This window comes from Pseudomonas sp. Marseille-QA0332, from assembly GCF_054950175.1.
This window is the reverse complement of record NZ_CM143106.1, coordinates 4,381,001-4,401,064: the sequence shown is the minus strand read 5'-3', so window position 1 is coordinate 4,401,064 and position 20,064 is coordinate 4,381,001. Positions and strand designations below refer to the sequence as shown.

At 65.6% G+C, this 20,064-nt stretch carries 21 protein-coding genes and 1 tRNA gene; 16 read left to right on the top strand and 6 right to left on the bottom strand.

What is annotated here, in order from left to right:
* Positions 1 to 8: 8 nt before the first annotated feature.
* Positions 9 to 1,625: an L-aspartate oxidase gene (gene nadB, locus ACY8GK_RS20330; RefSeq protein ID WP_462401905.1), complete on the top strand. Its 1,617-nt coding sequence runs from the start codon at positions 9 to 11 to the stop codon at positions 1,623 to 1,625.
* Here the strand turns inward: nadB and ACY8GK_RS20325 are convergent.
* Both ACY8GK_RS20325 and ACY8GK_RS20320 read right to left on the bottom strand, forming a co-directional pair.
* Positions 1,594 to 2,046 carry a protein YgfX gene (locus ACY8GK_RS20325; RefSeq protein ID WP_196180619.1) on the bottom strand — a complete coding sequence of 151 codons (453 nt, stop codon included), beginning with the start codon at positions 2,044 to 2,046 and terminating at the stop codon, positions 1,594 to 1,596. The genes nadB and ACY8GK_RS20325 overlap by 32 nt on opposite strands.
* Positions 2,030 to 2,284 carry an FAD assembly factor SdhE gene (locus tag ACY8GK_RS20320; protein ID WP_196180617.1) on the bottom strand — a complete coding sequence of 85 codons (255 nt, stop codon included), beginning with the start codon at positions 2,282 to 2,284 and terminating at the stop codon, positions 2,030 to 2,032. The genes ACY8GK_RS20325 and ACY8GK_RS20320 overlap by 17 nt, the downstream gene beginning before the upstream one ends.
* 166 nt (positions 2,285 to 2,450) lie before the next feature.
* Between ACY8GK_RS20320 and ygfZ the strand changes: the two genes are divergently transcribed.
* Both ygfZ and ACY8GK_RS20310 read left to right on the top strand, forming a co-directional pair.
* Positions 2,451 to 3,392, top strand: coding sequence for a CAF17-like 4Fe-4S cluster assembly/insertion protein YgfZ (ygfZ, locus tag ACY8GK_RS20315; RefSeq protein ID WP_196180615.1), 942 nt, complete (start codon positions 2,451 to 2,453; stop codon positions 3,390 to 3,392).
* 56 nt (positions 3,393 to 3,448) lie between these two features.
* Positions 3,449 to 4,255: an HDOD domain-containing protein gene (locus ACY8GK_RS20310; RefSeq protein WP_196180613.1), complete on the top strand. Its 807-nt coding sequence runs from the start codon at positions 3,449 to 3,451 to the stop codon at positions 4,253 to 4,255.
* An 11-nt stretch (positions 4,256 to 4,266) separates the two neighbouring features.
* On the opposite strand, the gene ACY8GK_RS20305 is transcribed toward ACY8GK_RS20310, so the two are convergent.
* Positions 4,267 to 5,649, bottom strand: a complete 1,383-nt coding sequence (locus ACY8GK_RS20305) for a sensor histidine kinase (protein WP_196180611.1) — start codon at positions 5,647 to 5,649, stop codon at positions 4,267 to 4,269.
* A complete protein-coding gene (locus ACY8GK_RS20300; protein ID WP_196180608.1) occupies positions 5,642 to 6,313 on the bottom strand; it encodes a response regulator in 672 nt (223 codons plus the stop codon). Before ACY8GK_RS20300 ends, ACY8GK_RS20305 begins: the two co-directional genes overlap by 8 nt.
* A gap of 200 nt (positions 6,314 to 6,513) precedes the next feature.
* On the opposite strand from ACY8GK_RS20300, the gene ACY8GK_RS20295 reads away from it, so the two are divergent.
* The 5 genes from ACY8GK_RS20295 to ACY8GK_RS20275 all read left to right on the top strand — a co-directional run bounded on the left by ACY8GK_RS20295 (position 6,514) and on the right by ACY8GK_RS20275 (position 11,939).
* Positions 6,514 to 7,803 carry an OprD family porin gene (locus ACY8GK_RS20295; RefSeq protein WP_196180606.1) on the top strand — a complete coding sequence of 430 codons (1,290 nt, stop codon included), beginning with the start codon at positions 6,514 to 6,516 and terminating at the stop codon, positions 7,801 to 7,803.
* 31 nt (positions 7,804 to 7,834) lie between these two features.
* A complete protein-coding gene (locus ACY8GK_RS20290) occupies positions 7,835 to 8,815 on the top strand; it encodes a Bug family tripartite tricarboxylate transporter substrate binding protein (protein WP_196180604.1) in 981 nt (326 codons plus the stop codon).
* A 93-nt stretch (positions 8,816 to 8,908) separates the two neighbouring features.
* A complete protein-coding gene (locus ACY8GK_RS20285; protein WP_196180602.1) occupies positions 8,909 to 9,367 on the top strand; it encodes a tripartite tricarboxylate transporter TctB family protein in 459 nt (152 codons plus the stop codon).
* A gap of 3 nt (positions 9,368 to 9,370) precedes the next feature.
* The gene (locus ACY8GK_RS20280; RefSeq protein WP_196180600.1) at positions 9,371 to 10,885 is read left to right on the top strand and encodes a tripartite tricarboxylate transporter permease; all 1,515 of its coding nucleotides are present in this window, start codon (positions 9,371 to 9,373) and stop codon (positions 10,883 to 10,885) included.
* Complete coding sequence (locus ACY8GK_RS20275) at positions 10,878 to 11,939, top strand: AbrB family transcriptional regulator (RefSeq protein WP_196180598.1); 1,062 nt, start codon at positions 10,878 to 10,880, stop codon at positions 11,937 to 11,939. The genes ACY8GK_RS20280 and ACY8GK_RS20275 overlap by 8 nt, the downstream gene beginning before the upstream one ends.
* Before the next feature lie 18 nt (positions 11,940 to 11,957).
* Here ACY8GK_RS20275 and ung read toward each other — a convergent pair whose 3' ends face one another.
* On the bottom strand, positions 11,958 to 12,656 hold the full coding sequence (gene ung, locus ACY8GK_RS20270; protein WP_196180596.1) for a uracil-DNA glycosylase: 699 nt from the start codon (positions 12,654 to 12,656) through the stop codon (positions 11,958 to 11,960).
* A 128-nt stretch (positions 12,657 to 12,784) separates the two neighbouring features.
* Here ung and ACY8GK_RS20265 point away from each other — a divergent pair, with 128 nt between their 5' ends.
* Positions 12,785 to 13,891 carry an enoyl-CoA hydratase/isomerase family protein gene (locus ACY8GK_RS20265; protein ID WP_196180594.1) on the top strand — a complete coding sequence of 369 codons (1,107 nt, stop codon included), beginning with the start codon at positions 12,785 to 12,787 and terminating at the stop codon, positions 13,889 to 13,891.
* Between the two features lies 1 nt (position 13,892).
* Here the strand turns inward: ACY8GK_RS20265 and ACY8GK_RS20260 are convergent, their stop codons facing one another.
* Positions 13,893 to 14,321, bottom strand: a complete 429-nt coding sequence (locus tag ACY8GK_RS20260) for a hypothetical protein (RefSeq protein ID WP_196180592.1) — start codon at positions 14,319 to 14,321, stop codon at positions 13,893 to 13,895.
* Between the two features lie 212 nt (positions 14,322 to 14,533).
* On the opposite strand from ACY8GK_RS20260, the gene ACY8GK_RS20255 reads away from it, so the two are divergent.
* The 7 genes from ACY8GK_RS20255 (at position 14,534) to ACY8GK_RS20225 (ending at position 19,961) form a co-directional block, all read left to right on the top strand.
* On the top strand, positions 14,534 to 16,024 hold the full coding sequence (locus ACY8GK_RS20255) for a sensor domain-containing diguanylate cyclase (RefSeq protein WP_462401904.1): 1,491 nt from the start codon (positions 14,534 to 14,536) through the stop codon (positions 16,022 to 16,024).
* Positions 16,017 to 16,238, top strand: coding sequence for a cysteine-rich CWC family protein (locus ACY8GK_RS20250; protein ID WP_462401903.1), 222 nt, complete (start codon positions 16,017 to 16,019; stop codon positions 16,236 to 16,238). The genes ACY8GK_RS20255 and ACY8GK_RS20250 overlap by 8 nt, the downstream gene beginning before the upstream one ends.
* Positions 16,239 to 16,247: 9 nt before the next feature.
* Positions 16,248 to 16,940 (top strand): pseudouridine synthase, encoded by a 693-nt coding sequence (locus ACY8GK_RS20245; RefSeq protein ID WP_196180578.1) that lies wholly within the window; start codon positions 16,248 to 16,250, stop codon positions 16,938 to 16,940.
* Between the two features lie 192 nt (positions 16,941 to 17,132).
* Positions 17,133 to 17,206: transfer RNA gene (locus ACY8GK_RS20240), tRNA-Gly, on the top strand.
* Between the two features lie 242 nt (positions 17,207 to 17,448).
* A complete protein-coding gene (locus ACY8GK_RS20235) occupies positions 17,449 to 18,153 on the top strand; it encodes an SDR family oxidoreductase (protein WP_196181097.1) in 705 nt (234 codons plus the stop codon).
* 158 nt (positions 18,154 to 18,311) lie between these two features.
* Positions 18,312 to 18,833, top strand: coding sequence for an RNA polymerase sigma factor (locus ACY8GK_RS20230; RefSeq protein ID WP_196181099.1), 522 nt, complete (start codon positions 18,312 to 18,314; stop codon positions 18,831 to 18,833).
* 165 nt (positions 18,834 to 18,998) lie between these two features.
* Entirely contained in the window at positions 18,999 to 19,961 is a 963-nt protein-coding gene (locus tag ACY8GK_RS20225; protein ID WP_462401902.1) for a FecR family protein, read from the top strand.
* Positions 19,962 to 20,064: the final 103 nt, after the last annotated feature.

The window sequence follows — 20,064 nt, the reverse complement described above, 5'->3', positions numbered from 1 at the left end:
GCCCCGACATGAGCCAACGATTCCAACATGATGTCCTTGTGATCGGCAGCGGTGCAGCAGGCTTGAGCCTGGCACTCAACCTTCCCCGCCATCTGCGCGTCGCGGTGCTGAGCAAGGGCGAGCTGGCCAACGGTTCGACCTTCTGGGCCCAGGGCGGCGTTGCCGCCGTGCTCGACGATGCCGACACGGTCCAGTCCCATGTCGAGGACACCCTCGATGCCGGTGGCGGGTTGTGCGACGAAGCGGCCGTGCGCTTCACGGTCGAACACAGCCGCGAAGCCATCGAATGGCTGATCGAGCAAGGCGTGCCTTTCACCCGCGACGAAGGTCACGGGGTGGATGACGGCGGTTTCGAGTTCCACCTGACCCGCGAGGGCGGGCACAGCCACCGACGCATCATCCATGCCGCCGATGCCACGGGTGCGGCGATCTTCAACACCTTGCTCGAGCAGGCCAGGCGTCAGCCCAACATCGAGCTGCTGGAGCAGCGCGTCGCGATCGACCTGATCACCGAGCGCCGGCTGGGCCTGGAGGGCGAGCGCTGCCTCGGCGCCTATGTCCTGGACCGTGGCACTGGCGAAGTCGACACCCATGGGGCGCGCTTCACCGTGCTGGCCACCGGCGGGGCGGCCAAGGTCTACCTCTACACCAGCAATCCCGACGGCGCTTGCGGCGATGGCATCGCCATGGCCTGGCGTGCCGGCTGCCGGGTGGCGAACCTGGAATTCAACCAGTTCCACCCCACCTGCCTCTACCATCCCCAGGCCAAGAGCTTCCTGATCACCGAGGCCCTGCGCGGCGAGGGCGCGCTGCTGCGCCTGCCCAGCGGCGAGCGCTTCATGCCGCGCTTCGATCCGCGCGAGGAGCTGGCGCCGCGGGACATCGTCGCGCGCGCCATCGACCACGAGATGAAGCGCCTGGGCATCGATTGCGTCTATCTGGACATCACCCACAAGTCGGCCGAGTTCATCAAGAGCCACTTCCCCACGGTCCACGAACGCTGCCTGTCGTTCGGCATCGACATCACCCGCCAGCCGATCCCGGTGGTACCGGCCGCGCACTATACCTGCGGCGGCGTGGTGGTCGACCAGCGTGGCCTGACCGACGTGCCGAACCTGTATGCCATCGGCGAAACCAGTTTCACCGGCCTGCACGGCGCCAATCGCATGGCCAGCAATTCGCTGCTCGAATGCTTCGTCTATGGACGCTCCGCCGCGCTCGACATCCAATCCCGCCTGAACCAGGTCGACATGCCAGAGGCCCTGCCCTGCTGGGATGCCAGCCAGGTCACCGATTCGGACGAGGACATCATCATCGCGCACAATTGGGACGAGCTGCGGCGCTTCATGTGGGACTACGTCGGCATCGTGCGCACCAGCAAGCGCCTGCAGCGCGCGGCTCACCGGGTACGCCTGCTGCTCGACGAGATCGACGAGTTCTACAGCAACTACAAGGTCAGCCGGGACCTGATCGAGCTGCGCAACCTGGCCCAGGTCGCCGAACTGATGATCCGCTCGGCCATGGCGCGCAAGGAGTCCAGAGGCCTGCACCATACGCTGGACTATCCACAGCTGCTGCCACGGGCGCTGGACACTATCCTGGTGCCGCCCAACGGCGCCGGCTGAACTTCAGCCTCAGCCGCAGCCGGCGATGCAGCTCGGGTGCCAAGGCGTCGCCCGGGATGCACTGGGCCCGGGCAAACCGGTCGCCTTGCCGGACGAAGCGCAACACCACCAGCCCCGGCAAGGCGACACTGTCGCGGCACAGGCGCGCCGCTTGCCAACCACCGGCGCGCGAATACAGCCACCAGCCGGCGGGGTCACGGCGCAAGCCGGTCACGGCCTGGGGATGGTCGAGCAGGATGCGTCGGGGAATGGCCCAGGCAGCATGCGTCAGGCAGGCCAGGCACAGCGCCAGTCGGAGCCAGCCGGGCAGCGCGGCCAGGCCAAGCACGCCCAGAGCCAGCGCCAGGCAGGCGAGATAGGCCACCAGCAACAGGCGCGAGCCTTGCCAGTGGCACTCGAAGCGTTCACTTGGGCTGGACACGGTCCAGGATGATGCGAACCATGCGTTGCAGCTCCGGATCCTCGGACTCGTTGCGCTCCATGAACCAGCCGAACAGGTCCTGGTCTTCGCAGGTCAGCAAGCGGCGATACAGCTCGCGGTCCGCCTCGTCCAGGCTGGCATAGACCTCCTGGGTGAAAGGCACCAGCAGCACGTCCAGCTCCAGCATGCCGCGACGGCTGTGCCAGAAAAGCCGGTTGAGTTCAGATTGTTCGACCATGGGGCCCTCCTCGAATGGCCGGCCAGTATACAGGGCCTCCGACGAAGCGGCACGCGGCGTTGGTCGAGGTAGGCCGGCGGCCGGTCACGGGCGAACAGCGCGCTGCCTACCTATTTTGGCCCTGGCGTTCTATCATGGGCGCAGAATTCACGACGTGCGATGACCCATGGCCGATTCCGCTTTCTTCTGCCCGCTGAGCCACGAAGGCATTCTTGCCGTGCGCGGCTCCGATGCCGGCAAGTTCCTGCAGGGCCAGCTGACCTGCAACATCAACTACCTCGACCCGTCCCATTCCAGCCTGGGCGCGCGCTGCATGGTCAAGGGGCGCATGCAATCGAGCTTTCGCATCCTGCCCGAAGGCAACGGCTATCTGCTGGCCATGGCCCGCGAACTGCTCGAGCCGCAGCTTGCCGACCTGAAGAAGTACGCGGTGTTTTCCAAGGCCACGCTGGAGGACGAAAGCCAGGCCTGGGCGCGCTTCGGCGTCCACCAGGGTGAGGCCGCCCTGGCGTCCCTGGGGCTGGAGCTGAACGACGAGGCTGGCGCCACCGTGCGCCTGGACGACCTGATCGCGGTGCGCGTCTCGCCTGGCCGGGCCGAGCTCTGGGCCCCGGCGCGGCAGGCCGGGACGCTGGGCGAGGCGCTTGCCAGGCTGCTGCCGGCAGGCGAACTCAACGACTGGCTGCTCGGCCAGGTGCGGGCCGGCCTCGGCCAGGTCATGGCCCAGACGCGCGAACTGTTCATCCCGCAGATGATCAACCTGCAGGCCGTCGGCGGCGTGAGCTTCAAGAAAGGTTGCTACACCGGCCAGGAAATCGTCGCCCGCATGCAGTACCTGGGCAAGCTCAAGCGTCGGCAGTATCGCCTGGCGCTGGAACAATCGGCGCCACCGGCGCCGGGTACCGCGATCTTCTCGCCCACGCACGGCTCTTCGGTCGGCGAGGTGGTGCTCGCCGCGCGCAGCGAGCAGGGCTGCGAGCTGCTCGCGGTGGTCGGTGCCGAGGCCATCGAAGATGGCAACCTGCACCTGGGCAGCCTGGAGGGCCCGCGGCTGGCCGTGCTGAGCCTGCCTTACGAACTGGACCGTGATCGGGAAATCCAGCGCTGACCCGCCTGCCCCGCGCGCCGCGGGGCTGCACTTGCACCGTAGTAGTAGAAGAATCCATGAACAAGCTGGCCGAGATGGTCCAGGAGCAGCTGCTTGCCGCCATCGAAAACGATGACCTGGTGCTGCCGACCCTGCCTGAAGTCGCACTGAGCATCCGTGAAGCCGCCGAGGACAGCGAGATAAGCGTCGCCGCGCTGAGCCGGGTGATCGGTCGCGACGCGGCGTTGTCGGCGCGCCTGATCAAGGTGGTCAATAGTCCGTTGCTGCGCGCGAGCGTCGAAGTCACCGACCTGCATACCGCGATCACCCGACTGGGCATCAACTACAGTTGCAACCTGGCCGTCGGGCTGGTCATCGAGCAGATCTTCCGGGCCCGCTCGCCAGTGGTCGAACAGAAGCTTCGCGCGATCTGGAGCAACAGCCTGGAAGTGGCCGGCATCAGCTACGAGCTGAGCCGCCGGCACACCCCACTCAAGCCGGACCAGGCGGCGCTTGGCGGCCTGGTCCACCAGATCGGCGCCTTGCCCGTGCTGATCTACGCCGAGGAGCACAACGAACTGTTGGCCGACCCTGTCTGCCTGGAGCACGTCATCGAGCAGATCCAGCCAGTGCTGGGCGACAAGATTCTCAGCGCCTGGGAGTTTCCCGAACAGCTGGTCCGGCTGCCGGGACAGATTCGCGACTTGCAACGGCGAACCGAGCGGATCGACTACATCGACGTGGTGCAGATCGCTCGTCGGCTGAGCAAGCGCGAGCCCGACCGCCCGGTGGACGCCCTGCCCGCCTATCGCCACCTCGGCCTGGCCGCCGGCACCGAGCTGGACGTGCTCGAGCTGCTCGATGCCCGCAGCCTGCTGCACTGAGCACGCTCGGCTCACTGGCCGGCGATGAAGCTCACCCTCACTCGCAGCCCGCCACTGGCGCCATCGTGCAAGCTCACCTGCGCCAGGTGTGCGCGGCAGATTTCACCGACGATGGCTAACCCCAGGCCGGTGCCCTGCGCGCTGCCGCGATAGAAGCGCTCGAAGACCCGCTCGCGTTCGTGCGCCGGGATGCCCGGCCCGTCATCTTCCACTTCCAGGATCGCCGGCGCCAGCACCCTCAAGGTCACGCTGCCACCGGACGGGGTATGCGCCAAGGCATTGTCCACCAGATTGTTCAGCAGCTCGTTGAGCAGCGTCGGCTCGCCCTTGAGCCAGACCGGCGCCTGTGCCTCCAGCGCCAGGGCGATGCCGCGGGCATGGGCCAGCGGTGCCATGGCAAGGCCCAGTTCGCGAGTCAGCTGGCTCAAGTCCAGGCGCTGCGCGCCCCCTTCGGCGATGGCTCGCGCGCCGTTCTCGACACGGGCCAGGGAAAGCAGCTGGTTGGCCAGGTGAGTGAGCCGATCGGTACCTTGCGCGGCCGCTTCCAGCGTCTGGCGCCAGGTCTGCGGCTCGTCGGCGCGCAGCCCCAGTTCGATCCGCGCCTTGAGCGCTGCCAGCGGGGTGCGCAGCTCATGGGCAGCATCGGCGATGAACTGCGCCTGGCGCTCGAACTGACCACGCAGCCGCTCGGTGAAATGATCCAGAGCCCGGACCAGCGGCCTTAGCTCCCGCTGCACCTCGACCACTGGCAGGGCACTGAGGTCGTCCGGCTGCCGCTCTTCGACCGCCGTGCGCAGACGCTCGAGCGGACGCAACGCCGCGCTGACGGCAAACCAGACCATCAGTAGCGCACCCAGTGCCAGCATGCCCAGGCGCAACAAGGTGTCGGCCATGAGCCCCTGGGCCATGCGCACCCTGGCCTCCTCGGTCTCGGCCACGCGGATCTCGGCCATGCCGTTCATGTTCGGTTCGCTCACGGCCTTGAGCAGGCTGACCACTCGCACGTTCTGGCCAAGATAGGTCGCGTTGTAGAACCGTGCCAAGGCCGGATAGTCATCGGTACGCGGCGTCCCCGGCGGCGGCGCTGGCAACTGCTCGTAGCCGGAGATCAGTTTCTGGTGAATGTCCAGCACCTGGTAGAAGATGCGTCCGGCACTGTCATAGGCGAAGGTATCCAGGGCCACGTAGGGCACATCCGCGCTGAGCGTGCCGTCGCGCTGCGAAAGACCGGCGGCAATGGTGCGTGCCGAGGCCAGCAAGGTACGGTCATAGGCCGTATCGGCTGCCTCGCGGCCGTTCCAGTAGGCGCTCAGCCCACTGGCCAGCATCAGTATCACCAGCAGCAGCGCGAGATTCCACAGCAGCCGCGCGCGAAGGCTGTCGGCCTCACGCATCGCGATGCTCGAGCAGGTAGCCCAGGCCGCGGAAGGTCACGATGGCCACGGGCTGGCCGTCGAGTTTCTTGCGCAACCGGTGGATATAGATCTCGATCGCATCGGGGCTGGCCTCCTGGTCCAGGCCGAATACCTGCGCTGCCAGCTGCTCCTTGCTCATCACCCGGCCTGGGCGGGCAATCAACGCCTCGAGCACGCTCTGCTCGCGAGAGGTCAAGGTCAGGGTCTGCTCGCCCAGACTGAAGCGCCGGGTGTCGAGGTCATAGACCAGCGGCCCGCAGTGCTGCTGGCGCTCGCCGCCGAGCACGCTGCGGCGCAACAGGGCCTTGACTCGCGCTTCCAGCTCGGTGAGTTCGAAGGGCTTGGCCAGGTAGTCGTCGGCGCCGAGGTTGAGTCCATGTACCCGGTCCTTCACGTCACTGCGCGCGGTGAGCATCAGTACCGGCAGGTTGCGTCCACGCCCACGCAGGCGGGCCAGCACTTCGAAGCCATCCATGCGCGGCAGACCGACATCGAGGATGGCCACCGCGTAGTCCTCGCTGGCCAGTGCAAGGTCCGCCGCCACGCCGTCATGCAGCACATCGACGGTCAGCCCTGTGCCCTTGAGGGCCTGGGCAACGCTTTCAGCCAGTTGCAGATGATCTTCGACCAGCAGGACCCGCATCGTTCTCTCCCGTCTCGGCTCAAGGATGGGCGCGGAGTGTAACCCTGTCTCCAGCGCTGTGAAGCCCCTCGTAACAAACCTTTCAAATTGAAAGGTTGGTGAAAGGTTCGTTACCTAGCATCGCACCACGGCACACCAATGATGCCGAAAATGCGCCATGAAGGTGCACCGATAAGAACAATAAACGGAGTCAGTCGACGATGCTGTCCTCACAGCCTCAGGCGTGCATGCCTGCCCGATCTCATCCCGCTCGTCCCTCTACCATCGCCACGGCTCTGGCCTTCGCCAGCGTCGCCCCGATGAGCCAGGCCGCTTTCCTCGAAGACAGCAAGGCCACCTTCGAAACCCGCAACATGTACTTCAACCGCGATTTCCGCGATGGCACCAGCAGCCAGCAGTCCAAGCGCGACGAATGGGCCCAGGGCTTCATGCTCAACGTCCAGTCCGGCTATACCGAAGGGACCGTGGGGCTGGGCATCGATGCGCTGGGCATGGTGGGGGTCAAGCTCGACTCCAGCCCGGATCGCACCGGCAGTGGCCTGCTGCCAACCCATGACGATGGTCGCGCCGCCGACGAATACTCCAAGCTCGGCCTGACCGGCAAGATCAAGGTGTCGCGCACCGAACTGAAGTTCGGCACGCTGATTCCCGAGCTGCCGACGTTGCAGCCCAACGATGGCCGCATCCTGCCGCAGACCTTCGAAGGCGGCTTGCTGACCTCCGAGGAAATCGACGGCTTGACCTTCACCGGGGGTCGCCTGGAAAAGGCCAAGGACCGCAACGACACCAATCGCGAAGACATTGCGCTGAACAACAAGAACAATCGCTTCGGCGCCACCGTGGTCGGCGATCACTATGACCTGGCTGGCCTGGACTACCAGTTCTCCGAGCGCGTCACCGGCAGCTACCACTTCGCTCAGCTCGACGACGTCTACCGCCAGCATTTCATCGGCCTGGTCGCCAGCCAGCCCTGGGGGCCAGGCAACCTGGTCGCCGACCTGCGTCTTTCCGTCAGCGACGACCAGGGCCAGGCGCGCGCCGGCAAGATCGACAATACCGCGGCCAACGGCATGCTCAGCTACGCCATCGACAGCCACAAGTTCAGCGCTACCTACCAGCACCTGTCCGGCGACAGTGCCTTCCCCTACATCGATGGGGCCGATCCCTATCTGGTCAACTTCGTCCAGATCAACGACTTCGCCGCAGCCGACGAGCACTCCTGGCAGCTGCGCTACGACTACGACTTCACCCGGCTGGGCATCCCCGGCCTGACGTTCATGACTCGCTACATCAGCGGCGACAATGTCAGCCGTGCCGAGGGTGGCGAAGGCAAGGAATGGGAACGCAACAGCGAACTGAAGTACGTGGTCCAAGGCGGTCCGTTGAAAAACGTCGCCGTACGCCTGCGCAACGCCACCTTCCGCTCCAACTTCGCTCGCGACGCCGATGAAGTGCGGCTGCTGGTGAGCTACAGCGTGGCCCTTTGGTAATCCGACAACAACAACACCCCGGAGATAGACGATGACCTCTTCACTACGCCGCCTCGTCCTTGCCACAGGCTGCCTGCTGCTGGCTGGCAACGCCCTGGCCGCCGAACCCAAGCGCCCCGAATGCATCGCCCCGGCCTCCCCCGGCGGCGGCTTCGACCTGACCTGCAAGCTGGTGCAGAGCGCCTTGGTCAACGAGAAGATCCTCAGCAAGCCCATGCGCGTGACCTACATGCCCGGTGGCGTCGGCGCGGTGGCCTACAACGCGGTGGTAGCGCAACGCCCCGCCGATGCCGGGACACTGGTGGCCTGGTCCAGCGGCTCGCTGCTCAACCTTGCCCAGGGCAAGTTCGGCCGCTTCGACGAGAACGCGGTGAAATGGCTGGCGGCGGTCGGCACCAGCTACGGCGCGATCGCGGTGAAGAGCGACTCTCCCTACAAGACCCTGGATGACCTGGTCGCCGCGTTGAAGAAGGACCCGAGCAAGGTGGTAATCGGCTCCGGTGGCACCGTCGGCAGCCAGGACTGGATGCAGACCGCACTGATCGCCAAGGCCGCCGGGATCAACCCGCGCGACCTGCGCTACGTCGCTCTCGAAGGCGGCGGCGAGATCGCCACTGCGTTGCTGGGCGGCCACATCCAGGTCGGCTCGACCGACATTTCCGACTCCATGCCGCATATCCAGAGCGGCAACATGCGCATCCTCGCCGTGTTCTCCGAGAATCGCCTGGACGAACCGGAGATGAAGGACATCCCGACGGCCAAGGAACAGGGCTACGACATCGTCTGGCCAGTGGTGCGTGGCTTCTACCTGGGCCCGAAAGTCAGCGACGAGGACTATGCCTGGTGGAAAGCTTCGTTCGACCAGCTGCTGGCGTCCGAGGCGTTCGCCGAGCTGCGTGACCAGCGCGAGCTGTTCCCGTTCGCCATGACCGGCGAGCAGCTCGATGGCTACGTGAAGAAGCAGGTCGCCGACTACAAGGCCCTGGCCAAGGAATTCGGGCTGATCCAGTAAGCCCTGACGACAGCGCTGCCTGTTCCGGATGACGCGGAGATGACGTTGTCCGGGCCAGGCAGCTCTCGATCGCTCTTCATGAGGATTCCCACGATGATCCTGCAACGCATTTTCGCCCTGGCCCTGCTGGCGGTCTGTGCCGCGCTGGCGGTGATGGCCTGGCCTTACCAGGCCGCGTTTTCCTACGAACCGGTCGGCCCACGGGCCTATCCGCTGCTCATGCTTGCCCTGATGGGCCTGGGCCTGCTGTACCTGGCGATCCGCCCCACGCCGATCGTGCGCAAGGACGACGAGCCGGAGCTGGACCGACAGACCCTGGTCAAGATCGCTTGCTGCGTGGGCCTGCTGGTCGTCTTCGCCGCCACCTTCGAAGCGCTGGGTTTCATTCTCAGCGCGATCCTGACCGGCCTGCCCATGGCCCGCCTCTATGGTGGCCGCTGGCTGCATGGCGCCCTGGTGGTGATCGGCATGAGCCTGTTCCTGTACTGGCTGTTCGACCGCGTGATGGATGTCCCTCTGCCCCTGGGCCTGCTCGCCGGACTGGAGAACTGAAACATGGATACCTTGAGCTACCTCGGGCAAGGCTTCGGCGTTGCCCTGAGCCCCTACAACCTGGTCACCGCGCTGAGCGGAACGCTGATCGGCACGGTCGTCGGCCTGTTGCCGGGGTTGGGCCCGATCAATGGCGTGGCCTTGCTGATCCCGATCGCCTTCGCCCTCGGCCTGCCGCCGGAATCGGCGCTGATCCTGCTGGCGGCGGTCTACCTGGGCTGCGAATACGGAGGACGGATCAGCTCGATCCTGCTGAACATTCCAGGCGAAGCCTCCACGGTGATGACCACCCTCGACGGCTACCCCATGGCTCGCCAGGGCCTGGCCGGCGTGGCGCTGTCGTTGTCGGCCTGGAGTTCGTTCATCGGCGCCTTCATCGCCACTTGCGGTATGGTCCTGTTCGCACCGCTGCTGGCCAAGTGGGCGATCGCCTTCGGCCCGGCGGAATACTTCGTGCTCATGGTCTTCGCCATCGTCTGCCTGGGCGGCATGGCCGGTGACAAACCGCTGAAGACGTTCATCGCCGCGCTGATCGGACTGTTCCTTTCCAGTGTCGGCATCGACGCCAACAGTGGTGTCTACCGCTTCACCGGCGACAGCGTGCACCTGGCCGATGGCATTCAGTTCGTGGTGCTGGTGCTGGGCCTGTTCTCCATCAGCGAAATCCTCCTGCTGCTGGAAAAGACCCATCACGGCCACCAGGCGGTGAAAGCGACCGGACGCATGCTGTTCAACCTCAAGGAAGCGGCCTCGGTATTCGTGGTCAACATCCGTTGCGGCCTGCTTGGCTTCATCATGGGCGTGCTGCCCGGTGCCGGCGCGACTCTGGCCAGCGCCGTGGCCTACATGACCGAAAAACGCCTCGCCGGCACCTCGGGCAGCTTCGGCAAGGGCGACAAGCGTGGCCTGGCCGCGCCAGAGACAGCCATCGGCGCATCCTGCTGCGGCGCCCTGGTGCCGATGCTGACCCTTGGGGTCCCGGGCTCGGGCACCACCGCCGTGATGATCGGCGCACTGACCCTGTACAACATCACGCCAGGGCCACTGCTGTTCGAGCAGCAGCCAGACATCGTCTGGGGCCTGATCGCCTCGCTGTTCATCGCCAACATCATGCTGGTGATCCTGAACATCCCGATGATCCGCATCTTCACCCGCATCCTGGCCGTACCGAACTGGGCACTGGTGCCGGTCATCGCGATCATCACCGCGATCGGCGTCTATGCCGTGCATGCCACCACCTTCGACCTGTTCCTGATGGTCGGCATCGGCATTCTTGGCTACATCCTGCGCAAGCTCGACTTCCCGCTGTCGCCGATCCTGCTGGGGTTCATCCTCGGCGGTCTGATGGAGCAGAACCTGCGGCGCGCGCTGTCGATCTCCAACGGTGAGCTGGGAATCCTCTGGTCCAGCCCGATCAGCTTGTCGGTCTGGGTCCTGACCCTGTGCATGCTGGCCCTGCCGCTGCTGCGCATCTGGCGTCGCCGCGCCAAACAGCGCCAGGCCCTGGCCGATGCCTGAGGGCAAGCTGCCACTGTACTGGGTCACCGGCCTGGTCGGCCTGGCTGGCGGGTTTCTCGCCAGTCAGGCCGGCTGGCCCCTGCCATGGATGGTGGGCTCGCTGCTGGCGATCATCCTCGTGCGCTGCCTGACCCCCTGGCAGCTCAGCGAGATTCCGGGCGGTCGCAAGTGCGGCCAGTGGATCATCGGCATCGGCATCGGCCTGCATTTCACGCCGGCGATCATCGAGCAGGTGGCCAGCCACTTTGCGCTGATCTTCTTCGGCGCGCTGTTGACCAGCGTTTCCAGCGTGATCGGCGTGTGGCTGTTGAGGCGTACCGGCGAGGACAGGCCTACCGCCTTCTTCGCCAGCATGCCCGGCGGCTCGGGCGAGATGGTCAACCTCGGTGCGCGCAACGGCGCGGCGCTCGGCCAGGTGGCCGCCGCGCAGAGCTTGCGAGTGCTGACGGTGGTCCTGTGCGTGCCGGCGCTGTTCAAGCTGCTGCTCGGTGAAGGGGTAGCGATGCATCACGTCGGTGGGGTCGACTGGGGCTGGCTGGCGCTGGTCGCCCCGCTCGGCCTGCTGGCCGCGTGGGCCTGGCAACGCCTGCGCCAGCCCAATCCCTGGCTGTTCGGTCCGCTGCTGGTGGCCGCCACCACCAGCTTGGCGGCGGGCTTGCAGACCAGCCTGCCGGACGGCGCCAGCCAGATCGGCCAATGGCTGATCGGCAGCGGCCTGGCCTGTCATTTCAACCGAGCGTTCTTCCGCCGCGCGCCGTCCTTCCTCGGGCGGACCTTGCTGGCCACCGCCTTGAGCATGCTGGTCGCCGCCGCTGCTGCCTGGCTGCTCAGCAGCCTGACCCTGCTGGACCTGCGCTCGCTGACCCTGGGCATGATGCCCGGCGGCATCGCCGAGATGAGCCTGACCGCCGAGACCCTGCAACTGTCGGTGCCACTGGTCACGGCCATGCAGGTGATGCGATTGTTGTTCGTGCTGTTCCTGGCCGAGCCGCTGTTTCGCCAATGGGCGGCCAGGTGGCCCGAGACGGATTCACCGGACCACCCAGCGCGCTGATGTGAATGAGCGCTACGGTCAGTTGGACAAGGGCGGCAGCGACCAGTCGATTGGTGCCAGGCCCCACTGCTCGAGGAAGCTGTTCGCCCGGCTGAAATGTCCGCAGCCCAGGAAGCCGCGATGGGCCGACAGCGGCGACGGATGCACCGACTTGAGCACCAAGTGCTTGGTCCCGTCGATCAGTACCTGCTTGCTCTGGGCGTGCTTGCCCCAGAGCAGGAACACCACGTGCTCGCAGTGCTCGCTGACCAGCTGGATGATCCGATCGGTGAACGACTCCCAGCCTTTCCTGGCATGCGAGGCCGCGTTGCCGCGCTCGACGGTCATGGTGGTGTTGAGCAGCAGCACGCCCTGTTCGGCCCAGCTCTGCAGGCAGCCGTGCGTCGGTATCGGGATGTTCAGGTCGCGCTGCAGCTCCTTGAAGATGTTGACCAGCGAAGGCGGTGCCGGGACGCCGGGCTGGACCGAGAAGCACAGCCCATGGGCCTGGCCTGGGCCGTGATAGGGGTCCTGCCCGAGGATGACCACCTTGACTGCATCCAGGGGCGTGGAATTCAAGGCGTTGAAGATCATCGGCCCAGGTGGATAGATCTCCTTCCCGGCAGCGTGCTCTTCGCGCAGGAACTCGCGCAGGCGGTGCATGTAAGGCTGGTCGAATTCGGCACGCAGGGCCGCCTTCCAGCTGGGTTCGAGCTTGATGCGATCGTCGTCGGTCATGGGGTCATCCGTTGGCAGATGGCGGGACGGTAGGAAAGCTGTCCCGGGTTGTCAATGAATCCGACCGACGAGCGACGAGATCGCTCCGACCAGCCATACTTGAGCCGACAAATACAACGAGGTCGTCCATGTCCATTCACCATGAGCTACGCAGCGGTGCGCACGGCGCCCGCATCGGCATCGTCACCCTGGATGCGCCCGAGTCCCTCAATGCCCTGACCCTGTCCATGGTCGAACGCCTGCACGAGCTGCTGCAATTGTGGGCCAACGATCCGGCCGTGGCCTGCGTGCTGTTGCGCGGCGCCGGCAACAAGGCGTTCTGCGCCGGGGGCGATGTGCGCAGCCTGGCCCAGGCCTGCCGCGAGCAGCCGGGCAGCGTCGTCCCGCTGGCGGCGCGCTTCTTCGCCACCGAATATCGTCTCGACCATTACCTGCATACCTACCCCAAGCCATTGCTGTGCTGGGGCCATGGCCATGTGCTCGGCGGCGGCATGGGCCTGCTGCAGGGTGCCGGCATCCGTATCGTCACCCCAAGCAGCCGACTGGCGATGCCGGAAATCGGCATCGGCCTGTACCCCGACGTGGGCGCCAGTTGGTACCTGAACCGCCTGCCCGGCAGGCTCGGCCTGTTCCTCGGCCTCACCGGCTCCACGCTCAACGCCCGCGACGCGCTCGACCTGGGCCTTGCCGACCGCTTCCTGGGCGAACACCAGCAGGCCGACCTGATCGACGAACTGCTGCAGCTGAACTGGCAGGCGCAACCGGCGCTGCAGCTCAACAGCCTGCTCAAGGCCGAGCAGCACCGCGCTCACGAACAGCTGCCCGCCGCGCAGTGGCTGCCACGACGCGCGCGCATCGACGCGTTGCTGGACGTGGCCGAGCCACACGCCGCCTGGCGGGCACTGAGCGACCTGCGCGAGGATGCCGACCCGCTGATGGCGCAGGCCGGCCAGCGTGTGCATGGCGGCTGCCCCTTGACGGCGCATCTGGTCTGGGAACAACTGCAGCGGGCCCGGCGCCTGTCGCTGGGGCAGGCCCTGCAGATGGAATACACCATGAGCCTGAACTGCTGCCGCCATCCGGAATTCAGCGAAGGGGTACGCGCGCGCCTGCTGGACAAGGACAACGCTCCGCGCTGGCACTGGCCCGATATCGAGCGGATACCGGACGCGGTGGTCCAGGCGCACTTCAGCCCTTGCTGGGAAGGCCCACACCCACTGGCGGACCTGGCTTGACTCAACGCTGCCAGCGCTGACCACCCCGCTCGTGGTAGCGCGGAGCGCGTTCGCCGCGCCGGTCGTAGTGAAGGCGCTCATCGTAGCGTGGTTGGCCCAGGCGATGATCGTGGCGGTGGCGATCACCGATGAAGCGCTGGTCCTGGCGATAGTTGCCATGCCACCTGGGATTGACACCGGGGGGCGGATAGGGACGAAACTGCGGCGGCGGCGCTGGCTGGTAGTAGCGCGGCGGCTGACCGTGATGGTAGCGCGGCTGCGTGTTGTAGTAGTAACGCGGCTGCGGTGCGACATGATAGCGATCGACACGATAGTAGCCCGGCTGGATGGATGGCCCGGCCGAATGGTACTGCGTGCGGTAATATCCCTCGTAAGGTGCGCAGGCGCTGGTCAACAGGCCAAGCAGTGCGAGCATCAGGATTCTGTGCATGGCGGCCTCCCGGACCGCTGAGAGCCCGGACCAGCGACGCTGGCGGGGGTCGATCAGCAAACGTTCGTCGACCTCGAATCAGACAATGCACCTGGCGTGCAGTGCCATGTCCGTAACAAATTGATACAAGGCTTTGCACCTTGCAAAACAATGCAGTCAATCCGCTTGCACCGCTCTAGAATGGCGCCACTGGCACACATCACGGGAAGATCATGCCTTCACGTTCCGCCCTGTTTTCGCAACGCTCGCTGCTCCTGGCGCTGCTGGTGTTGCTGGCCTGCGGTTTTCTGGCGACCTCGCTGCTGAGCTACTTCGCTTCGCGCGGGGCGATCCGTGACGGTATCGTCAACACGGAACTGCCATTGACCTCCGATACGGTCTATTCGGAAATCCAGAAGGACCTGGTGCGTCCGGTCCTGATCGCCGCCATGATGGCCCGCGATACCTTCCTGCGCGACTGGATACTTGCCGGAGAACAGGACCCGCGGCAGGTCACCCGCTACCTGGGCGAAATCCTCGACCAGCAACAGACCCGCACCGCTTTCCTGGTTTCCGAGCGCAGTCGTGTCTACTACCAGGCCAAGGGCGTGCTCAAGCGCATCGAGCCCGGCAACTGGCGCGATGCCTGGTATTTCCGCCTGCGCGACCTGTCCGAGCCCTATGAGATCAACGTCGACCTGGACATGGCCAACCAGGACAGTCTTACCGTGTTCATCAACTATCGCGTGCTGGACTACCAGCAGCGCTTCATCGGTGCCGCGGGCGTCGGCCTGAGCGTGGCCTCGCTGGTGCAAATGATCGACGACTACCAGCAGCGTTATGGCCGCTCGATATTTTTCACCGACGCCCAGGGCCGCATCCTGCTGACCGGCTCGCAAGGCGGCCCACACGGCATGCGCGCCGGCCAGCGGCTCGACCAGCAACGCCAACTGCGCGGGCTGCTGGCCAGCATGCCGACACCGAGCCAGGGGAGCCACGAATACCGCGACCAGGACGGGCACAGCCATTACCTCAACGTGCGCCGGGTCCCCGAGCTCGACTGGTACCTGATGATCGACAAGCGCGAGGACGGCGCGCTGGATCGCATCCGCCAGTCGCTGTACCTGAACCTGGTGATCTGCACCATGATCACCCTGGTGGTGCTTTCGCTGCTCAATGCCATGATCAAGCGTCACCAGCACAACACCGAGATCCTTGCCGGTCTCGACAGCCTGACCGGCCTGCCCAACCGGCGCAGCTTCGATCGCATGGCCGGCCAGGCATTGGGCGAGGCCGAACGCGAGCAGGTGGCCCTGGTGGCACTGCTGATCGACCTCGATCACTTCAAGGCGCTCAACGACACCCATGGCCACCTGGCCGGCGACGAAGTGCTGCGCCAGTTCGCCGAGGTGCTGCGCGGCAGCCTCCGCCAGTCGGATATACTGTGTCGCTGGGGCGGCGAGGAATTCATCGTGCTCCTGCGCGACGTCGAGCAAGGCCGTGCCCGCGAAGTGGCGGAGAAGATCCGTCGGCGAACCGAGCAGCTGGCTTTCGAGTTCGCTGGCAAGCCGCTGCGCCTGACCACCAGCATCGGGCTCAGCGAGCGTCGCGCCGACGATACCTTGCACAGCCTTATCAGCCGTGCCGACCATGCCCTTTACCAGGCCAAGCAAGGCGGACGCAACCGTGTCTGCTACGAAACGAGCGAACCCGAACATGCCTGACACCCGCCATTGCCCCGCGTGCGGCGCCGCCAACGCCTGCAGCCTGGCCGATCCGCGCAGCGCCACGCAGGCCTGCTGGTGCCAGGCCGTGAACATCGACCCGGCCGTGCTCCAGGCCCTGCCCGAAGCGCAGCGCGGCCAGGCTTGCCTGTGCCAGCGCTGCGCCACGCGCGCGGACCGGCCAGCGGCCAGCTCGCTCGAGACGGCCGGCTAGAACCCGCGCATGCGCCTGGACCGTTTCCTCGGCAACCTGCCGTGCCACAACCGTCAGCAGGTACGCCTGCTGCTGGCGCAACGACGCGTGCGGGTCGATGGTGAGCCTGTCACCGATCCGCTGCACCCGGTCACTGCCTTCACTCGCGTGGAAGTCGACCAGCAGTTGCTCCAGGCCGGCCAGCCGGCACGCTACCTGATGCTGCACAAGCCCGCCGGATGCGTCAGCGCAACCCGTGACTCGCGCCATCGCACCGTGATCGACCTGCTCCCCGGTGAACTGGGCGCGGACCTGCACATTGCCGGGCGGCTCGACTACAACACCACCGGCTTGCTGGTCCTGACCAACGACGGGCAATGGTCAAGACGCCTGACCCAGCCGCGCGCCAAGTTGCCGAAGATCTACCTGGTGGAAACCGAGGACGAGATCGGCGAGCACTACGTGGAAAAATTCAGCCAGGGTTTCCATTTCGCCTTCGAGGACCTGGTCACGCTACCGGCCCGCCTCACCCTGCTCGGCCCGCGCCAGGCGCGGCTGGCCATCGTCGAGGGGCGCTATCATCAGGTCAAGCGCATGTTCGGCTACTTCGACAACAAGGTCATCGGCCTGCATCGCGAGCGCATGGGCGATATCGTGCTGGATGCAGGCCTGGCCCCAGGGCAGTTCCGTGAACTGACACGCGCCGAGATCGAGACGGTGTGAACGGCGTTCGGTGGCGCAGGTGAAGGCTGCCAGTCGAGCGCAGCAGCGAGTCGGCCGCCCAGCAAAGGTCGTGGATTGGAGGTTTTCAGCGCGCCGGGCTTCTCATCAGGCGGGAGTTCTGGTAAAACATCGGGCTCCGAGCGGCAAGGCCCAGACAAGGGCGCTGGTTTCACGCATCGGGTCGCTTCGCAAGCGGGTATAGTTTAGTGGCAAAACGAAAGCTTCCCAAGCTTTAGTTGAGGGTTCGATTCCCTCTACCCGCTCCATCTTCCTTCCGGTTTCTTCCCGCGCAGTCCTGGTTCGCCCTCCTCTCGACGAGGCGTGGGTCGTAGCATCGATGACATAGGCTCGCTACTCGGTCGATGCTCATATCTTCCATTCATGGCAAACCACCCGGCTTCCAGGGTATGTTTTTTCTACTGTCAGTCGAAAGCGTGCCTGCCTCCCTCGCGTCCGAACCCGCTGCTAGGCTGGATGCATTCGATCATCGACGCGAAGGAGAATCTCCATGGCAGTAGAAAAGGTAGCTATCGTCACCGCTGGTGGCAGCGGCATGGGCGCAGCGGCGGCCCGGCGCCTGGCCGCCGAAGGTTTCCGGATCGCCGTGCTGTCCTCATCCGGCAAGGGCGAGGCGCTGGCCAAGGAGCTCGGCGGCATTGGCGTGACCGGCAGCAACCAGTCGGTCGCCGACCTCGCGCGCCTGGTGGAAACCGTCCAGGACCGCTGGGGACGGATCGACGTGTTGGTCAACAGCGCGGGCCACGGCCCACGCGCGCCGATCCTGGAAATCAGCGACGACGACTGGCACAAGGGCATGGACACCTACCTGCTCAACGTCATTCGTCCGACCCGGCTGGTCACGCCGATCATGCAGCGCCAGCAAGGCGGCGTGATCATCAACATCTCCAGCGCCTGGACCTTCGAGCCAGTGGACCTGTTCCCGACCTCCGCCGTGTTCCGCGCCGGCCTGGCCTCGTTCAGCAAGCTCTTCGCCGACACTTACGCCAAGGACAACATCCGCATCAACAATATCCTGCCAGGCTGGATCGACAGCCTGCCGGCCACCGAGCAACGCCGTGACAGCATACCGCTCAAGCGCTACGGCAGCGTCGAGGAAATCGCCGCGACCATCGCCTTCCTGGCCAGCGACGGTGCCGCCTACATCACCGGCCAGAACATCAAGGTCGACGGTGGGGTCACGCGCAGCGTTTGAGTCGCCGCGGCTACGGTTCTGCCAGCCCTTGCCTTTGCCTTTGCAGGGCTTGGCAAGGCCGATGGCAGCACCACGCGTGGATACCAGATGTTTCAGTGCTTGACCCGCATGAAAGATGATAAGCATTATCATTAAGTTCAGGTCGGCCAGGTATCTTCGTGAGTCACTCCCGGTTCAACTCAGTCTTTCTCACCCAGCGCACCACGCTGCTGCGCACGTTGCAGCGCATGGTCGACAACCCCAGCACGGCCGAGGACCTGCTTCAGGAAACCTACCTGCGGGTCACCAAGGCACTGCGCGAGCGGCCGATCGAACATCTGGAGCCGTTCGTCTTCCAGACCGCGCGCAACCTTGCCCTCGATCATCTGCGCGCGCGGCGCCTGCAGGCCCGCACGCTGCTCGACGACGTACCCGAGCAGGTCCTGGAAAACGTCGCCGCACCGCTGGGCAGCAGCGAGGACGCCGCCCACGCCGAGCACATGCTCAGGCACCTGAGCGTCAGCCTGGGCCAGTTGACCAGGCGCCAGCAGCAGATCTTCATCTTGAGCCGATTGCACGGCGCCAGCTACCAGGAAATCGCTGACCGCCTGGGCGTCTCGCCGAGCACCGTGCAGAAGGAACTCAAGCTGATCATGGCCATCTGCATGGGCGTGGCCGATCGCCTGGCCGAGGGCTCCTGAACGGGCGTCGAGCAGCGACCAGGCAAGCCCGCCTAACGCAGCGACCCGTCACGCGAGCGCCGTTCGCAGGGAACATCCTGCGAGCCGGCGGTATTCGACCAAGGGCCTTGCCATCGGCCGGCACCGCCCCGATCATTCCTGCAACCCTCCGTGCAAGGATCCTTCGTGAGCCAACGACCCGTCTCGCCTTCGTCACCTGCCGAGCCCGCTACCCAGGCAAGCGCCAGAGACCAGGCACTGGACTGGCTGATCCGCCTGCAATGCGCCAGCGAGCAGGACACTCGTGATTTCGAAAGCTGGTTGCAGGCCGACCCGGACAATGCCGGCGCCTACCTAGAAGCCGAGGCCCTGTGGAATGGCCTGGCCCTACGCCAGGCCGCCACGCAGCTGCACCAGGCAGCACGCAGCACGCCTGCCGCCCGCCTGCGCCGGCATTGGAAGCCACTGGCCACGGCAGCGACGCTGCTGGTTGGCCTGGCGACCCTTGGCAACCTGCCCGTGCGCCTGCAGGCCGATCATCTCACCGTGGTCGGCGAACGTCAGCGGCTACAGCTCGGCGACGGTGTCAAGGTCCTGCTCAATACCGACTCGGCGTTGGCCAGTGACGTGCGCGAGGGTCGCCAGATGGCTCGCCTGCTGCAAGGCGAAGCCTATTTCCAGCTGCCTGCTGGCAGTCGGGCTACGCTGGAGCTGCGCGCCGGGCCGCTACGCGCCCAGGCCCGCGACAGCGACTTCGCCGTGCGCTACCTCGACGGGCAGGCCCAGGTGCGCGTGCAACGGGGCGACATTGATGTGCAGGCGCCAAGTGACGAACGCATGCGCCTGAGTGCCGGCGACAGCGTCAGTGTCGGCCCGCACGGCTTCGGCCCGCATCAGCGCACCGACCTGCGCCAGGACCTGGCCTGGGTGCAAGGTCGCCTGGTATTCGAGAACTGCCCGATGAACCAGGTGCTCGATGAACTACGCCGCTATTACCCCGGCTGGATAGTCAATCGCAACGGCCCGCTAGGGCAAACCAAGGTGACTGGAAACTACCGCCTGGACCAGCCCGTGGAGACCTTGCGCGCCTTGGCGCATGTCACCTCCGCGCGGTTGCGGACGTATCCGGCGCTGGTGATTCTCGACTGACCTGGTTTTTTTACGCGATCGCTTCGACTCGTGCGTCTCGTTATAGCCAATGCAACTGATTCCCATTAATCGGAATTGAGCAGCAACCATAACAGTTCGCGCG

Excerpts from the sequence above, each read along its gene's own strand:
- nadB (WP_462401905.1), top strand. The coding sequence starts at position 9 with ATGAGCCAACGATTCCAACATGATGTCCTTGTGATCGGCAGCGGTGCA.
- ACY8GK_RS20310 (WP_196180613.1), top strand. The coding sequence starts at position 3,449 with ATGAACAAGCTGGCCGAGATGGTCCAGGAGCAGCTGCTTGCCGCCATC.
- ACY8GK_RS20320 (WP_196180617.1), bottom strand. The coding sequence starts at position 2,284 with ATGGTCGAACAATCTGAACTCAACCGGCTTTTCTGGCACAGCCGTCGC.
- ygfZ (WP_196180615.1), top strand. The coding sequence starts at position 2,451 with ATGGCCGATTCCGCTTTCTTCTGCCCGCTGAGCCACGAAGGCATTCTT.
- ACY8GK_RS20255 (WP_462401904.1), top strand. The coding sequence starts at position 14,534 with ATGCCTTCACGTTCCGCCCTGTTTTCGCAACGCTCGCTGCTCCTGGCG.
- ACY8GK_RS20290 (WP_196180604.1), top strand. The coding sequence starts at position 7,835 with ATGACCTCTTCACTACGCCGCCTCGTCCTTGCCACAGGCTGCCTGCTG.
- ACY8GK_RS20250 (WP_462401903.1), top strand. The coding sequence starts at position 16,017 with ATGCCTGACACCCGCCATTGCCCCGCGTGCGGCGCCGCCAACGCCTGC.
- ACY8GK_RS20295 (WP_196180606.1), top strand. The coding sequence starts at position 6,514 with ATGCTGTCCTCACAGCCTCAGGCGTGCATGCCTGCCCGATCTCATCCC.
- ACY8GK_RS20300 (WP_196180608.1), bottom strand. The coding sequence starts at position 6,313 with ATGCGGGTCCTGCTGGTCGAAGATCATCTGCAACTGGCTGAAAGCGTT.
- ACY8GK_RS20280 (WP_196180600.1), top strand. The coding sequence starts at position 9,371 with ATGGATACCTTGAGCTACCTCGGGCAAGGCTTCGGCGTTGCCCTGAGC.
- ACY8GK_RS20265 (WP_196180594.1), top strand. The coding sequence starts at position 12,785 with ATGTCCATTCACCATGAGCTACGCAGCGGTGCGCACGGCGCCCGCATC.
- ACY8GK_RS20305 (WP_196180611.1), bottom strand. The coding sequence starts at position 5,649 with ATGCGTGAGGCCGACAGCCTTCGCGCGCGGCTGCTGTGGAATCTCGCG.
- ACY8GK_RS20275 (WP_196180598.1), top strand. The coding sequence starts at position 10,878 with ATGCCTGAGGGCAAGCTGCCACTGTACTGGGTCACCGGCCTGGTCGGC.
- ACY8GK_RS20235 (WP_196181097.1), top strand. The coding sequence starts at position 17,449 with ATGGCAGTAGAAAAGGTAGCTATCGTCACCGCTGGTGGCAGCGGCATG.
- ung (WP_196180596.1), bottom strand. The coding sequence starts at position 12,656 with ATGACCGACGACGATCGCATCAAGCTCGAACCCAGCTGGAAGGCGGCC.
- ACY8GK_RS20260 (WP_196180592.1), bottom strand. The coding sequence starts at position 14,321 with ATGCACAGAATCCTGATGCTCGCACTGCTTGGCCTGTTGACCAGCGCC.
- ACY8GK_RS20285 (WP_196180602.1), top strand. The coding sequence starts at position 8,909 with ATGATCCTGCAACGCATTTTCGCCCTGGCCCTGCTGGCGGTCTGTGCC.
- ACY8GK_RS20245 (WP_196180578.1), top strand. The coding sequence starts at position 16,248 with ATGCGCCTGGACCGTTTCCTCGGCAACCTGCCGTGCCACAACCGTCAG.